Here is a 13866-nt window from a genome sequence, read left to right as displayed (position 1 = left end):
GCGGGGGGGGGTGACCTCCCACGGTGCGACCCCCCGCTCCCGGGCATGAGGTACTCAGCCGAGCAGGTCGTCCAGGTCGCCGTTCATGCAGTGGTCGACGACGGGCCGGACGGTGTCGAACGTGCACTCCTTGGCGTTGCCCGGGGTGCAGGCGTCGCCGAGGACGTGGTGGGTGATGCGGTCCACGTCGGCCGCGTCACCCTTGATCACCTTGGCCTGCTCGTAGAACTTCGTCGGGCCCTGCCCGAGGCGGTTCTTGGAGTAGGTGTTCTGCTCGACGTCCGTGAACTTCTCCGGGATGCCGACGTCGCGCAGCAGCCGGATGCCCGCGGCGAGGGCGGCCTCGGCGGCCTGCACCTTCGTCATGCCGTGCGTGTCCACGCCCATCGCCTCCGCGATGTCGGCGAACCGCTCGTAGTGGGCCGGCATGTTGAACGCCCAGACACGGGGCAGCGCGATGGCGTTGTTGAGCCCGTGGTGGGTGTCGTAGAAGGCGCTGACGGCGTGCGAGATGGAGTGGATGATGCCCAGGCCACCGGAGTTGAACGCCTGCGCCGCGATGTACTGGGCGTACATCATGCCCTCACGTCCGGCCAGGTCCTGGCCGTTCCACACCGCCTGGCGCAGATGGCGGGCGGTCAGCCGGATGGCGTGCAGCGCGTTGCCCAGCGACGGCTGGAAGTCGAGCCGGGAGACGTACGGCTCGGAGGCGTGGGCGAGGACGTCGAAGCCGCACTGCGCGGTGTAGTCGAGCGGGCAGTCGTAGTAGAGCGTGGGGTCGTCGATGGCGAGGCTGGCCACGGAGGCGTCGTCGAAGGCGACGTACTTGTGCGGGTTGTCCGGGTCGGTGGTCGTGTCGGTGATGACGTACGCCCACGAGGTCTCCGAACCGGTGCCGGCGGTGGTGGAGACGGCGATGTGCGGCGGGTTCTTCGGGTTCTCGGATTTGTTGAAGCCCTCGAAGTCATTGACGCTGCGCCCGTCGTGGGCGACGGAGATGCGGGCGCCCTTGCACGCGTCGTGCGACGAGCCGCCGCCGATCGACACGAACGAGTCGCACTTGTTCTCCTGGTACAGCGCCACGGCGTCCATGACGTTGTAGTCCTTGGGGTTCGACTCGACCTTGTCGTACAGGACGACCTCGAGCCCGTGGTACTTCAACGACTCGACGATCTTGTGCACGGTGTCACTGCCGCGCAGACCGGTGGTCATCACCAGCGTGCGCCTGAAACCCAGCTTCTTGGCCTCCGGACCGATCAGCTCATGGGCGCCCGGGCCCATCAGCGCCCGGGGGAAGGGGTGGAACTCCTTGATCGGGAACGGCTTGAGAAGTTCTTCGACCTGCATGATCGCGACTGTCCTCTCCGCGCGGGTGGGCCGCGCGTCCTGCGTCGAGTGCTCTCCCGGGCCTGCCGGCCGGCGGCGCTGATGTCCGGGGTGGCGCACGAAACGTGCCGGAGTTGGTGGCGTGACTCACCCTCCGGGAACGCGGCGCGGGGCGACACCGGCCGCTCGGACGGCAGCGCGGCGCCGGACGGAGAGGGCGCGACCTGACCGATCGGACGGGGCACCGGCCGGCACCGGCCCCGGTGCGGGCACACCTGTCCGACCGGACAGGGTGAGGGCGGCCGGAAGCAGGGCGAGCGGCGCGGGGAGGCGCCCGTAGCGTCGAGAACGGCCCGGTCACCGCGGGGCGGAGCCGGCCGCACCCCATCCCCTTTCCCTTCGTGAGGTATGCCGTGAACGAGGAACAGCTCGGGTTCGAGCAGGACACCGTCAACGCCGTCGACGAGCTCGTCGAGGAGGTCCTCGTCGAAGAGGTCTCGATCGACGGCATGTGCGGCGTCTACTAGGGCCCGCCGTGACGTCCCCGGCGTTCGACGTGGCACGCCCCTACCGGCTGAACCCCTCCGTCGCACTGCGCCCCGAGCCGTTCGGGGCGCTCGCCTACCACTTCGGCAACCGCCGGCTGTCCTTCCTGAAGGCGCCGGAACTCGTCGAACTGGTCCGGGAGCTCGGCCGCCACCCCAGCGTCGGGGACGCCCTCGCCGGCGTGCCCGACGCCCGGCGGGGCGCCTTCCTGCGCGCGCTGGCCTCCCTGGCCGCCGCCGACATGATCATTCCCCAGCGCAGTGGAACCGGAGCGCGGTGATGACCACCCTTCACGACCCCCCACCCACCGAGCGCGTGCCCGCCCTCGTCGAGCAGTTCAAGGGCGGGCTCCACGCCCCGATCTGCCTGACCTGGGAATGGACCTACGCGTGCAACCTGTCCTGCGCGCACTGCCTGTCCTCCTCCGGACGGCGCGACCCGCTGGAGCTGTCCACGGACGAGATCAAGTCCGTGATCGACGAGCTCCAGCGCATGCAGGTCTTCTACGTCAACGTCGGCGGCGGCGAACCCACGGTCCGCCCCGACTTCTGGGAGCTGCTGGACTACGCCATCGCCCACCAGGTCGGCGTGAAGTTCTCCACCAACGGGCTGCGCCTGACCCCCGAACGCGCCCGGCGGCTGGCCGCCACCGACTACGTCGACGTGCAGATCTCCCTGGACGGCGCCACCCGCGAGGTCAACGACGCGGTCCGCGGCCCCGGTTCCTACGACATGGCGATCCGGGCCATGGAGAACCTCGCCGCGGCGGGTTTCCGGGACTTCAAGATCTCCGTGGTGATGACCCGTCAGAACATCTCCCAGCTCGACGACTTCGCCGCGATCGCCGACCGCTACGGCGCCCAGCTGCGCATCACCCGGCTCAGGCCGTCCGGGCGCGGCGCGGACGTGTGGGACGACCTGCATCCCACCGCCGACCAGCAGTACGCCCTCTACTCCTGGCTGGTCGGGCACGGCGAGCGAGTGCTCACCGGTGACTCCTTCTTCCACCTCAACGCGCTCGGCTCGGAGCCGATCCCCGGCCTGAACCTGTGCGGGGCGGGACGGGTGGTGTGCCTGATCGACCCGGTCGGCGACGTGTACGCCTGCCCGTTCGCCATCCACGACGCGTTCAAGGCGGGCAACGTGCGCTCGCCGGGCGGCTTCGACCGGGTGTGGCGGGAGTCGGCGCTCTTCACCGAGCTGCGCAGGCCCTCCACCGGGGGTGCCTGCTCGGGCTGTCCCGCCTACGACAGCTGCCAGGGCGGCTGCATGGCGGCGAAGTTCTTCACCGGCCTTCCGCTGGACGGCCCCGACCCGGAGTGCGTCAAGGGCCATGGCGCCGCCGCGCTGTCGGCCGTGGACCGGGACGCGCTCCCGCGCCAGGGCAACGACCACTCGCACCGGACGGTCCCGCTGGGCATGCCCGCCGTACGGACCAGCCGCCCGGACCGCTTCTGCGACGAGAGCCCGCTGGCCGGGCCGCCGGCGAACCCGCCCGCGTGATCACGCCCGCCCGACCACGCCCGCACGACGACGAACAAGGAACCAGGACAAGGAGATTCATGATGAGCGGCTGGTTCGAGACGGTCGCCGAGGCCCAGCGAAGGGCCGGCAAGCGACTGCCGAAGTCGGTCTACAGCGCACTGCTGGCCGGTTCCGAGAAGGGCACCTCCTACGACGACAACACCAGGGCGTTCGCCGAGCTGGGCTTCGCGCCCCATGTGGCCGGGCTGTCGGCCAAGCGGGACCAGTCGACGACGGTCCTGGGCGAGCAGATAGCCCTCCCGGTGATCATCTCCCCGACCGGCGTGCAGGCCGTGCACCCCGACGGCGAGGTCGCCGTCGCCCGCGCGGCCGCCGCCCGCGGTACTGCGATGGGGCTCAGCTCGTTCGCGAGCAAGCCGCTGAGAGACGTCGTGGCCGCCAACCCGCAGACGTTCTTCCAGATGTACTGGATGGGCTCCAAGGACGCGATGCTGCAACGCATCGAGCACGCCTGCACCTTCGGCGCGAAGGCGCTGATCGTCACCCTCGACTGGTCCTTCTCGCACGGCCGCGACTGGGGCAGCCCCAAGATCCCGGAGCGGCTGGACCTCAAGGCCATGGCACGGTTCGCCCCGGAGGCCGTGACGCGGCCCCGCTGGCTGCTGGACTTCCTCAAGTCCGGTCGCCTCCCCGACCTCACGGCGCCGAACCTCGCCGACCCGGGCGGGGACGCGCCCACCTTCTTCGGCGCCTACGGCGAGTGGATGCAGACCCCGCCCCCGTCCTGGGACGACGTGCGCTGGCTGCGCGAGCAGTGGGACGGGCCGTTCCTGCTCAAGGGGATCTGCCGGGTGGACGACGCGCTGCGGGCCGTCGACGCGGGCGTCAGCGCGATCTCGGTCTCCAACCACGGCGGGAACAACCTCGACAGCACCCCGGCCCCGATCCGCGCCCTGCCCGCCGTCGCGGACGCCGTGGGCGATCAGGTCGAGGTCCTGCTGGACAGCGGCATCCGCCGGGGCAGCGACGTGGTCAAGGCGCTGGCGCTCGGCGCGAAGGCCGTGATGATCGGCCGCGCCTACCTGTGGGGCCTGGCCGCGGGCGGGCAGACCGGTGTGGAGAACGTCCTCGACATCCTGCGCGGCGGCATCGACTCCGCCCTGCTGGGCCTCGGCCGTTCCTCCGTCCACGAGCTGAGCCGCGACGACCTGGTCATCCCGCCGGGCTTCACCCGCACCCTGGGCGCGGTCTGAGATGCCGGCCGAACCCGCCCCGGCCGCGGTGGCCGATGTGCGGCGGCTGACGGTGGCCCGTACGCCGGTGACGGCCACGACGAAGCCGCGGGGGACGACCGGTCCGGCGACCCGCCTCGCCGACCTCGCCTGGCCGGACCTCGCCGAGCGAGGCGGCCCCCTGGTGCTGCTGCCCCTCGGCTCCTGCGAGCAGCACGGCCCTCACCTCCCCCTGGACACCGACACCGCCGTGGCCGCGGCGGTCGCCGCGCGGGCCGCCGGCCGGCTGCGGGGCGAGGTGGACGTGCTGGTCGCGCCGGCCCAGCCGTACGGGGCCAGCGGCGAGCACGAGGGGTTCCCCGGCACGGTCTCCGTCGGCCACGACGCGCTGCGCCTGCTCGTCACGGAGATCGGCCGCTCGATGCTGCGCTGGGCGGGCCGCCTGCTCGTGGTCAACGGGCACGGCGGCAACCTGGTGAGCCTGGTGGACGCGGTGACCGGGCTGCGCGGCGAGAGCCGGGACGTCGCCTGGTGGCCGTGTCTGCCACCGGGTTCGGACGCCCACGCGGGCCGCACCGAGACCTCGATGATGCTGCGGCTGCGGCGCTCGGCCGTCCGGGGCGAGCGGGCGGTCGCCGGGCCGACCGACCCCGTCGAGCGGCTGATGGACCGGCTGGTCAGCGAATCCGTTCGCGGGGTCAGCCCGTCCGGAGTCCTGGGCGACCCCGCCGGAGCCCGCGCGAGCGAGGGAGAGCGGCTCCTCGACGTCATGGCGGACCGCCTCGCCGCCGACATCCGGGCCTGGCGGGTCTCCGGGCGGGGCCGGCTCGGCCAGGCCGAACTGCGGCCGGTCGGCGCCCCGGCGGGAGCGGGGCGATGACCGGCCCCAGGGTCGCGGTGGTCACGGGCGCCGCCCGGGGCATCGGGGCGGCGACCGTCCGCAGGCTGGCCCGCGAGGGCTGGGCCGTCGTCGCCGCGGACCGCTGCGAGGACGACCCCGACGTGCCCTACCCGCTGGCCGGCCCGGAACAACTGGAGGCCCTGGGCCGGGAGTTCCCGCTGGTGCGCACGGTCCGAGCGGACGTACGCGACCCGGACGCCCTGGCGGCCGCCGTACAGGCGGCCGAGCGCGAGTTCGGCGGTCTCGACGCCGCCGTGGCCGCGGCGGCCGTCATGCTCGGCGGCGGCCCGGTGTGGGAACAGACCGACGCGCAGTGGCGGACCCTGCTCGACGTGGACGTCCTGGGCGTCGCCCACCTCGCCCGCGCCGCCGTACCCGCCCTGCTGCGCAGACCGCGCCCGCGCACCGGCCGGTTCGTCGCCCTCGCCTCGGCCGCCGCACACCGCGGACTGTGGCGGCTCGGCGCCTACTGTGCCGCCAAGCACGCAGTGGTCGGACTGGTCCGCGGCCTGGCCTGCGACCTGCGCGACACCGGCGTGAACGCGCTCGCCGTGTCACCCGGCTCGACCCGCACGGACATGCTGCGCGCCACGGCCGGCCTCTACGAGCTGCCCGACGTCGACAAGCTCGCCGAACAGCAGCTCACCGGACGCCCCCTGGAACCCGAGGAGGTGGCCGCCGTGGTCACCTGGGCCTGCTCGGCCGACTCCTTCGCCGTCACCGGCTCCGTACTCCACGCGGACGGAGGCTTCACCGCATGACACTCCTGCGCCCGCATCCGCTCGCCGCCCGGCTGCCGTCGCCGTCCGACACCACGCTGCCGCACGGTTTCACGGTCGAACTCGCCCCCGGCACCCACCGGTCCCGCGACGGACGGCTCCTGGTCGGCGGTTCACCGCTGCGGCTGGTCAGACTGACCGACGCGGCGGTCCGCCGGCTCGGCGAGGGCCGGTTCACCGTCACGGACGTGACGAGCGCGGCGCTCGCCCGGCGGCTCCTGGACGCCGGCCTCGTACACCCGCGCCCCGCCCCCGTGCCGGTCGCCGACACCACGATCGTGGTCCCCGTCCGCGACCGCGCCGGCCGGCTCGACCACCTGCTGAGCGCCCTGCGCGCCGACGGGGCGACCGCGGACCTGCCCGTGCTGGTCGTGGACGACGGCTCCGAGGACCCCGCCGCCCTGGCCGAGGTGGCCCGCCGGCACGGTGCCCGGCTGCTGGTCCACCCCTACAACCGGGGCCCGGCCGCGGCCCGGAACACCGGGCTGCGCCACGCCCGTACCGCATACGTCGCGTTCTGCGACTCCGACGTGGTGCCGGAACCGGGCTGGCCGGCACCGCTGCTGGCACAGTTCACCGACCCGGCGGTGGCGCTGGCCGCACCCCGGGTGGTCGCGCTGCCGGTCCCCGATCCCGGGCTGCTCGACCGGTACGAGGAACTGCGCTCGCCGCTGGACATGGGCGCGACGGAAGGACCGGTCGTGCCCGTGTCCGCGCTCTCCTACGTGCCCAGCGCGACCATCGTGGTCCGCCGCGAGGCCCTCGGCCCCGGCTTCGACGAGACCCTGCGCGTCGGCGAGGACGTCGACCTGTGCATGCGGCTGCACCAGGCCGGCTGGCGGCTGCGCTACGTCCCCACCGCCCGCGTGGGCCACCGGCACCGCACCGACCTGCGCAGCTGGCTCGCCCAACGGGCCGGATACGGCACCGGCGCCGCCGACCTGGCACTGCGCCACCCCGGCCAGGTGCCGCCGCTGTACGCCGCCCCCTGGTCGCTGGCCGCCTGCGCCCTGCTGCTGCGCGGCAGGCCGGCCCCGGCGGCACTGGCGGCTGCCCTGACGGGCCTGACCGCGCTGCGCGTGGCCCGCAGGATGCCCGACGCCGACCACCCGGCCCGCGCCGGCGCCCTGCTCTCGCTCGCCGCGCTGCGCGGCACCGCCGAACAACTCCTGCGCTGTGCCACCCGGCACCACTGGCCGCTCGCGGTCGCCGCGGCCGCCGTCGACCGCCGCGCCCGGCACCTGCTGATCGCCGCGGCCGTCGCCGAGGGGCTGGTGGACCACCGCCGCTCGGGCACCTCGCTCTCCGCGCCGGCGTACACGGTGCTGCGCCGCCTGGACGACCTGGCCTACGGCTGGGGCGTCTGGCAGGGCGCCGTACGCCGTAGGACCGCGGCACCGCTGAAGCCGCGCCTCGCCCTGCGCGCGGTGAGCCGCTGGACCGCCGCACGTCCGTAGCCGCACGCCGCGTCCGCCACCGCCAACCTCACGCCAACCCTGTCCGGCCACTGTGGCCACCCGCGGACGGGTCCGCCCCGCCCCCGCCCCGTCCCCGGCACCCACACCCACTGGAGGATCCACATGTCTGCGCGCTCCGACGACCGCGTCCGCCCCGAGAGCCCGAGCACCGCGTCCGTACCGCCGGACGGGGCCGAACGTCTGGCGTTCTGGGCGGAGCAGGCGGGACGGCTGCACTGGGACACCGAGTGGAACCAGGTGCTGGACTGGTCGGACGCGCCCTACGCCCGCTGGTTCACCGGAGGCCGGCTGAACGTGGCGTACAACTGCGTGGACCGGCATGTCGAGGCCGGCTACGGCGAGCAGGTCGCCTTCCACTGGGAGGGCGAGCCGGGCGACACCCGCACGATCACCTACGCCGACCTGAGGCGTGAGGTCTGCAAGGCGGCCAACGCCCTGCTCTGCCTGGGCCTGCGGGCCGGGGACCGGGTCGCGATCCAGCTGCCGATGATCCCCGAGGCCGTGTTCGCCATGCTGGCCTGCGCGCGGCTCGGGCTGCCGCACAGCGTGGTGTTCGGCGGGTTCTCCCCGGCCGCGCTCCAGTCCCGTATCGAGGACGCCGAAGCCCGGCTGCTGATCACCTCGGACGGCCAGTACCGCCGGGGCAGGGCGGAGCCGATGAAGGCGCACACGGACGAGGCGACCGCGGCCACGTCCTGTGTCGAGCATGTCCTGGTGGTCCGCCGCACCGGCATCGACGTGCCCTGGACCGAGGGCCGCGACCTGTGGTGGCACGAGGTGGTGGACGCCCGGTCCGACCGGCACACCGCCGAGGACTTCGACGCCGAGCACCCGCTGTTCATCCTCTACACCTCGGGCACGACCGGCAGGCCGAAGGGCATCCTGCACACCTCCGGCGGCTACCTCACCCAGGCCGCCTCCACCCACAGCACGGTCTTCGGCCTCGATCCCGACACCGACGTCTACTGGTGCACGGCCGACATCGGCTGGATCACCGGGCACTCGTACATCGTGTACGGGCCGCTCGCCAACCGTACGACGTCCGTGATGTACGAGGGCACGCCCAACACCCCGCACGAGGGACGGCACTTCGAGATCATCGAGAAGTACGGGGTCTCCGTCTACTACACGGCCCCCACTCTCATCCGCACCTTCATGAAGTGGGGCGAGGACATCCCGGCCCGCTGCGACCTGTCGTCGATCCGTGTGCTCGGCAGCGTCGGCGAGCCCATCAACCCCGAGGCGTGGCGCTGGTACCGCAAGCACATCGGTTACGACCGGGCGCCGGTGGTGGACACCTGGTGGCAGACCGAGACCGGAGCGGTCATGATCGCGCCCCTGCCCGGCGGCCCGGCAGCGAAGCCCGGTTCGGCGCAGACCCCGCTGCCGGGGATCTCCGCCAAGGTGGTCGACGACCGGGGCGTGGAGGTCGGCAAGGGCGAGAGCGGCTACCTGGTCCTCGACCAGCCGTGGCCGTCCATGCTGCGCGGCGTCTGGGGCGACGACGCCCGCTACCGGGAGACGTACTGGTCCCGCTTCGCGGACCGCGGCTACTACTTCGCCGGTGACGGCGCCCGCTATGACGAGGACGGCGACATCTGGCTGCTAGGCCGGGTCGACGACGTCATGAACGTCTCCGGGCACCGCATCTCCACCGCCGAGGTCGAGTCCGCGCTCGTGTCCCACCCCGCCGTGGCCGAGGCCGCCGTGGTCGGTGCGTCCGACGCGACGACCGGACAGGCCATCGTCGCCTTCGTCATCCTGCGCGGCGGCACGGTGTGGTCAGCGGGCGAGGTCACCGGTGCGCTGCGCGAGCACGTGGCCCAGGAGATCGGTCCCATCGCCAAGCCCCGGCAGATCATGGTCGTCCCCGAGCTGCCCAAGACCCGCTCCGGGAAGATCATGCGCCGGCTGCTGCGCGACGTCGCGGAGAACCGTGAGGTCGGCGATGTCACCACCCTCGCGGACGCCTCGGTGATGGACCTGATCAACGCCGGTCTGCCCGACGCCTCTTCCTCCCAGGCCGGCTGACCGGCGCACCACGAGGGGAGCCGGACATGGGACCCACCAGCACCTCGACCGACCGGGTCGTGCTCGTCACCGGCGGGGGCGACCTTGCCGCCGACATGACGGAAAGCCTCCTGGAGCACGGCGCCCGGGTGGCCCTGGCCGGCCCCTGCGCCGACGAGGTCCGCCTCGCGATGCCACCCGGATCGGCGGTGCTCGCGCTGCCCTGCGGCCGCGACGACCTCGTCGGCCCGGGCCGGGCCGTCGACACCGTCGTCGAACGGCTCGGCCGCCTCGACCACCTGGTGAACGTGGTCGCGGCCCGCCCCCGGCCCGGTCCGCTGATGGAACTGGACCCACTGGACCTGCGCGATGTCCTGCACGGCGACCTCATGACGCCGCTGGCCTGCGTGCAGCATGCCTACCGGCGCTGGATGGCCGCGCACGGCGGCTCGGTGGTCAACGTGGTCGCGGCCACGCCACGCGGTGGGCCACGGGACGTCGCCCTGGCCGGCCTGACCGAGCTCACCGAGTGGCTGGCCGCCGAACTGGCACCCCGGATCGACGTCCACACCCTGCTGCCCAGCCCGTCCCTGAGCCCGGACGCCTACCGGGCGGGCGTGGCCGAGGAGGTGTGCGAGCTCCTGACCCGCCGGACGAATGCCGCGCACGGGCCGGTGCTCGTGCTCAGCGAGGAACCCGCCTGCCCCTCCCGCGCCGCCTGACCGCGCCGTACGACGACGCCGCGGTCCCCAACGAGCAGACCCGACACCGAACATGAAAGGTGCGCAGCACTGATGCGACTCGTCCTCATCGGCCCTCCCGGAGCGGGCAAGGGCACCCAGGCGGCCGTGCTCAGCGAACGGCTCGGCGTCCCCCACATCTCCACCGGGGACCTCTTCCGGGAACACGTGACGCGCCGGACCCCGCTCGGACGGGAGGCGAAGCGCTACCTCGACACCGGCGAACTCGTCCCCGACCACGTCACGTCCGGCATGGTCCGGGAACGGCTCGCGCAGCCGGATGCCCGGCACGGCTTCCTCCTCGACGGATTCCCCCGCACGGTGCCGCAGGCGCGGGAACTCGCCACCGTGCTGGGCGCCGCGGGCTCCGCACTGGACGCGGTGCTGGAGTTCACCGCTCCCGAAGAGGTCGTCGTGGCACGCCTGTCGGGCCGTGGCCGCCCGGACGACACCGAGGAGGTCATCCGGCACCGGCAGCGGGTGTACCAGCGCCGGACGGCACCCCTCCTCGCCCACTACAAGGCCATCCTGCTGACGGTCGACGCCGTCGGCCCGGTCGAGGAGATCACGGCGCGGGCCATCGAAGGCCTGTCGGACGCCGAGCGACGGGCCGGATGACCGACAGCGGCCGAGGGCCGTCTCGCTAGCACTCGATGATGTTCACCGCGAGACCGCCCCGGGCCGTCTCCTTGTACTTCACGCTCATGTCCGCACCGGTGTCCTTCATGGTCTTGATGACCTTGTCCAGGGACACCTTGTGCGAGCCGTCGCCGCGCAGCGCCATCCGCGCGGCGGTGACCGCCTTGACCGCGGCCATGCCGTTGCGCTCGATGCACGGGATCTGGACCAGGCCGCCGACCGGGTCGCAGGTCAGGCCGAGGTTGTGCTCCATGCCGATCTCGGCGGCGTTCTCCACCTGCTCCGGCGAACCGCCCATGACCTCCGCGAGCGCGCCCGCCGCCATCGAGCAGGCCGAGCCGACCTCGCCCTGGCAGCCGACCTCGGCGCCGGAGATCGAGGCGTTCTCCTTGAAGAGCATGCCGATCGCGCCCGCGGCCAGCAGGAAGCGGACCACGCCGTCCTCGTCGGCGCCGGGGATGAAGTTGATGTAGTAGTGCAGGACGGCCGGGATGATGCCGGCCGCGCCGTTGGTCGGGGCGGTGACGACCCGGCCTCCGGCGGCGTTCTCCTCGTTCACGGCCATCGCGTAGAGCGTGATCCACTCCATCGCCAGGGCCTTCGCGTCCCCCTCGGAGCGCAGCTTGCGCGCGGTGGTCGCCGCCCGGCGGCGCACCTTCAGCCCGCCCGGCAGGATGCCCTCGCGGGTCATGCCGCGCTCCACGCACTCCCGCATCACCCGCCAGATCTCCAGCAGCCCTGCACGGATCTCGTCCTCGGTGCGCCAGGCCCGCTCGTTCTCCAGCATGAGGGCGGAGATCGACAGGCCGGTCTCCTTCGTCAGGCGCAGCAGCTCGTCGCCGGTGCGGAAGGGGTACTTCAGCACCGTGTCGTCCAGCTTGATCCGGTCCGCGCCGACCGCGTCCTCGTCGACGACGAACCCGCCGCCGACCGAGTAGTACGTCTTGGTCAGCAGCTCGGCGCCCTGCGCGTCGTACGCCCACAGGGTCATGCCGTTGGCGTGGTAGGGGAGGGCCTTGCGGCGGTGCAGGACCAGGTCGTCGTCGAAGGAGAAGGCGATCTCGCGCTCGCCGAGCACGTTCAGACGGCCGGCCTCCTTGATCGCCTCCACCCTCTCGTCGGCCGTCTCGACGTCCACCGTGCGCGGCGAGTCGCCCTCCAGGCCGAGCAGGACGGCCTTCGGGGTGCCGTGGCCGTGTCCGGTCGCGCCGAGCGAGCCGTACAGCTCGCAGCGCACGGAGGCGACCGAGCCGAGCACGTCCTCGTTGCGCAGACGGCGGGCGAACATGCGGGCCGCGCGCATCGGGCCCACCGTGTGGGAGCTGGACGGGCCGATGCCGATCGAGAACAGGTCGAAGACCGAGATGGCCACGGGGGAACTCCTCAGAACGGGGGTGGTGCGGGGGTGCGGGCACCGCGCACGCCGGTACTCCCAGTGTGCGCGGTGCCCCGCGGAGCGTGACTTACTTGTTCAGACCCGGGTAGAGCGGGTGCTTCTCCACCAGCGCCCGGACCCGGCCCTTGAGCGCCTCGGCGTCGTAGGACGGCTTCAGCGCCTCGGCGATCACGTCCGCGACCTCGGCGAAGTCCTCGGCCGTGAAGCCGCGGGTCGCCAGGGCCGGCGTGCCGATGCGCAGGCCCGAGGTGACCATCGGCGGGCGGGGGTCGTTGGGGACCGCGTTGCGGTTGACCGTGATGCCCACCTCGTGGAGGCGGTCCTCGGCCTGCTGACCGTCCAGCTCGCTGTCGCGCAGGTCGACCAGGACCAGGTGCACGTCGGTGCCGCCGGTCAGGACGCTGATCCCGGCCTCACGGGCGTCCGGCGAGGTCAGCCGCTCGGCGAGGATGCGGGCGCCCTCCAGGGTACGACGCTGGCGCTCCTTGAAGTCCTCGGAGGCCGCCAGCCTGAAGGAGACCGCCTTGGCCGCGATCACGTGCTCCAGGGGGCCGCCCTGGAAGCCCGGGAAGACGGAGGAGTTCAGCTTCTTGGCGAAGTCCTGCTTGGCGAGGATGATGCCGCCGCGCGGGCCGCCGAGCGTCTTGTGCGTGGTGGAGGTCACCACGTCCGCGAACGGCACCGGGTTGGGGTGCAGCCCGGCCGCGACCAGACCGGCGAAGTGCGCCATGTCGACCCACAGGTACGCCTCGACCTCGTCGGCGATCCGGCGGAAGGCCGCGAAGTCGAGCTGACGCGGGTACGCCGACCAGCCGGCGATGATCACCTTGGGGCGGTGCTCCTTGGCGAGCCGCTCGACCTCGGCCATGTCGACCAGGCCGTCGTCGTCGACGTGGTACGGGACGACGTTGAACTGCTTGCCGGAGAAGTTCAGCCGCATCCCGTGGGTGAGGTGGCCGCCGTGCGCCAGGTTCAGCCCCAGGATGGTGTCGCCGGGCTGGGCCAGCGCGAACAGCGCGGCCTGGTTGGCGGAGGCGCCGGAGTGGGGCTGGACATTGGCGTACTCGGCGCCGAACAGCTCCTTGACCCGGTCGATGGCGATCTGCTCGGTGACGTCGACGTGCTCGCAGCCGCCGTAGTAGCGGCGGCCGGGGTAGCCCTCGGCGTACTTGTTGGTCAGCACCGAGCCCTGGGCCTCGAGGACCGCCACGGGGGCGAAGTTCTCGGAGGCGATCATCTCCAGGGTGGACTGCTGGCGGTCGAGCTCGGCGTCGACCGCGGCGGCCACGTCCGGGTCGAGCTCGTGCAGGGGCGTGTTCAGAAGCGACATGGGA

13 protein-coding genes are annotated in these 13866 nt (G+C 72.8%); 10 read left to right on the top strand and 3 right to left on the bottom strand.

The window, feature by feature from the left end:
• Positions 1-54: 54 nt before the first annotated feature.
• The gene (mdo, locus tag AB0J12_RS02790; protein ID WP_363262351.1) at positions 55-1347 is read right to left on the bottom strand and encodes an NDMA-dependent methanol dehydrogenase; all 1293 of its coding nucleotides are present in this window, start codon (positions 1345-1347) and stop codon (positions 55-57) included.
• 392 nt (positions 1348-1739) lie between these two features.
• On the opposite strand from mdo, the gene mftA reads away from it, so the two are divergent.
• The 10 genes from mftA (at position 1740) to AB0J12_RS02740 (ending at position 11115) form a co-directional block, all read left to right on the top strand.
• Complete coding sequence (mftA, locus tag AB0J12_RS02785; protein WP_363262350.1) at positions 1740-1853, top strand: mycofactocin precursor MftA; 114 nt, start codon at positions 1740-1742, stop codon at positions 1851-1853.
• A gap of 8 nt (positions 1854-1861) precedes the next feature.
• Positions 1862-2152 (top strand): mycofactocin biosynthesis chaperone MftB, encoded by a 291-nt coding sequence (mftB, locus tag AB0J12_RS02780; RefSeq protein WP_363262349.1) that lies wholly within the window; start codon positions 1862-1864, stop codon positions 2150-2152.
• Positions 2152-3375, top strand: a complete 1224-nt coding sequence (gene mftC / locus AB0J12_RS02775) for a mycofactocin radical SAM maturase (protein ID WP_363262348.1) — start codon at positions 2152-2154, stop codon at positions 3373-3375. Before mftB ends, mftC begins: the two co-directional genes overlap by 1 nt.
• Before the next feature lie 62 nt (positions 3376-3437).
• Entirely contained in the window at positions 3438-4610 is a 1173-nt protein-coding gene (gene mftD / locus AB0J12_RS02770; RefSeq protein ID WP_363262733.1) for a pre-mycofactocin synthase MftD, read from the top strand.
• A 1-nt stretch (position 4611) separates the two neighbouring features.
• A complete protein-coding gene (gene mftE, locus AB0J12_RS02765) occupies positions 4612-5469 on the top strand; it encodes a mycofactocin biosynthesis peptidyl-dipeptidase MftE (protein ID WP_363262347.1) in 858 nt (285 codons plus the stop codon).
• Complete coding sequence (locus AB0J12_RS02760; RefSeq protein WP_363262346.1) at positions 5466-6251, top strand: mycofactocin-coupled SDR family oxidoreductase; 786 nt, start codon at positions 5466-5468, stop codon at positions 6249-6251. Before mftE ends, AB0J12_RS02760 begins: the two co-directional genes overlap by 4 nt.
• The gene (mftF, locus tag AB0J12_RS02755; RefSeq protein WP_363262345.1) at positions 6248-7726 is read left to right on the top strand and encodes a mycofactocin biosynthesis glycosyltransferase MftF; all 1479 of its coding nucleotides are present in this window, start codon (positions 6248-6250) and stop codon (positions 7724-7726) included. The genes AB0J12_RS02760 and mftF overlap by 4 nt, the downstream gene beginning before the upstream one ends.
• A 123-nt stretch (positions 7727-7849) precedes the next feature.
• On the top strand, positions 7850-9778 hold the full coding sequence (acs, locus tag AB0J12_RS02750; RefSeq protein ID WP_363262344.1) for an acetate--CoA ligase: 1929 nt from the start codon (positions 7850-7852) through the stop codon (positions 9776-9778).
• Between the two features lie 26 nt (positions 9779-9804).
• A complete protein-coding gene (locus AB0J12_RS02745; protein WP_363262343.1) occupies positions 9805-10479 on the top strand; it encodes an SDR family NAD(P)-dependent oxidoreductase in 675 nt (224 codons plus the stop codon).
• A gap of 72 nt (positions 10480-10551) precedes the next feature.
• Positions 10552-11115 (top strand): adenylate kinase, encoded by a 564-nt coding sequence (locus tag AB0J12_RS02740; RefSeq protein WP_363262342.1) that lies wholly within the window; start codon positions 10552-10554, stop codon positions 11113-11115.
• A gap of 25 nt (positions 11116-11140) precedes the next feature.
• Here AB0J12_RS02740 and AB0J12_RS02735 read toward each other — a convergent pair whose 3' ends face one another.
• Positions 11141-12508 carry an L-serine ammonia-lyase gene (locus AB0J12_RS02735; protein ID WP_363262341.1) on the bottom strand — a complete coding sequence of 456 codons (1368 nt, stop codon included), beginning with the start codon at positions 12506-12508 and terminating at the stop codon, positions 11141-11143.
• 91 nt (positions 12509-12599) lie between these two features.
• On the bottom strand, positions 12600-13862 hold the full coding sequence (glyA, locus tag AB0J12_RS02730) for a serine hydroxymethyltransferase (RefSeq protein WP_363262340.1): 1263 nt from the start codon (positions 13860-13862) through the stop codon (positions 12600-12602).
• Positions 13863-13866 lie beyond the last annotated feature (4 nt).

Origin of the sequence: Streptomyces sp. NPDC049915, assembly GCF_040656475.1 — a bacterium.
In the GTDB taxonomy this organism is placed as follows: domain Bacteria; phylum Actinomycetota; class Actinomycetes; order Streptomycetales; family Streptomycetaceae; genus Streptomyces.
Note: the sequence above shows the minus strand (reverse complement) of the source record. Positions and strands in the feature narration are given on the sequence as shown.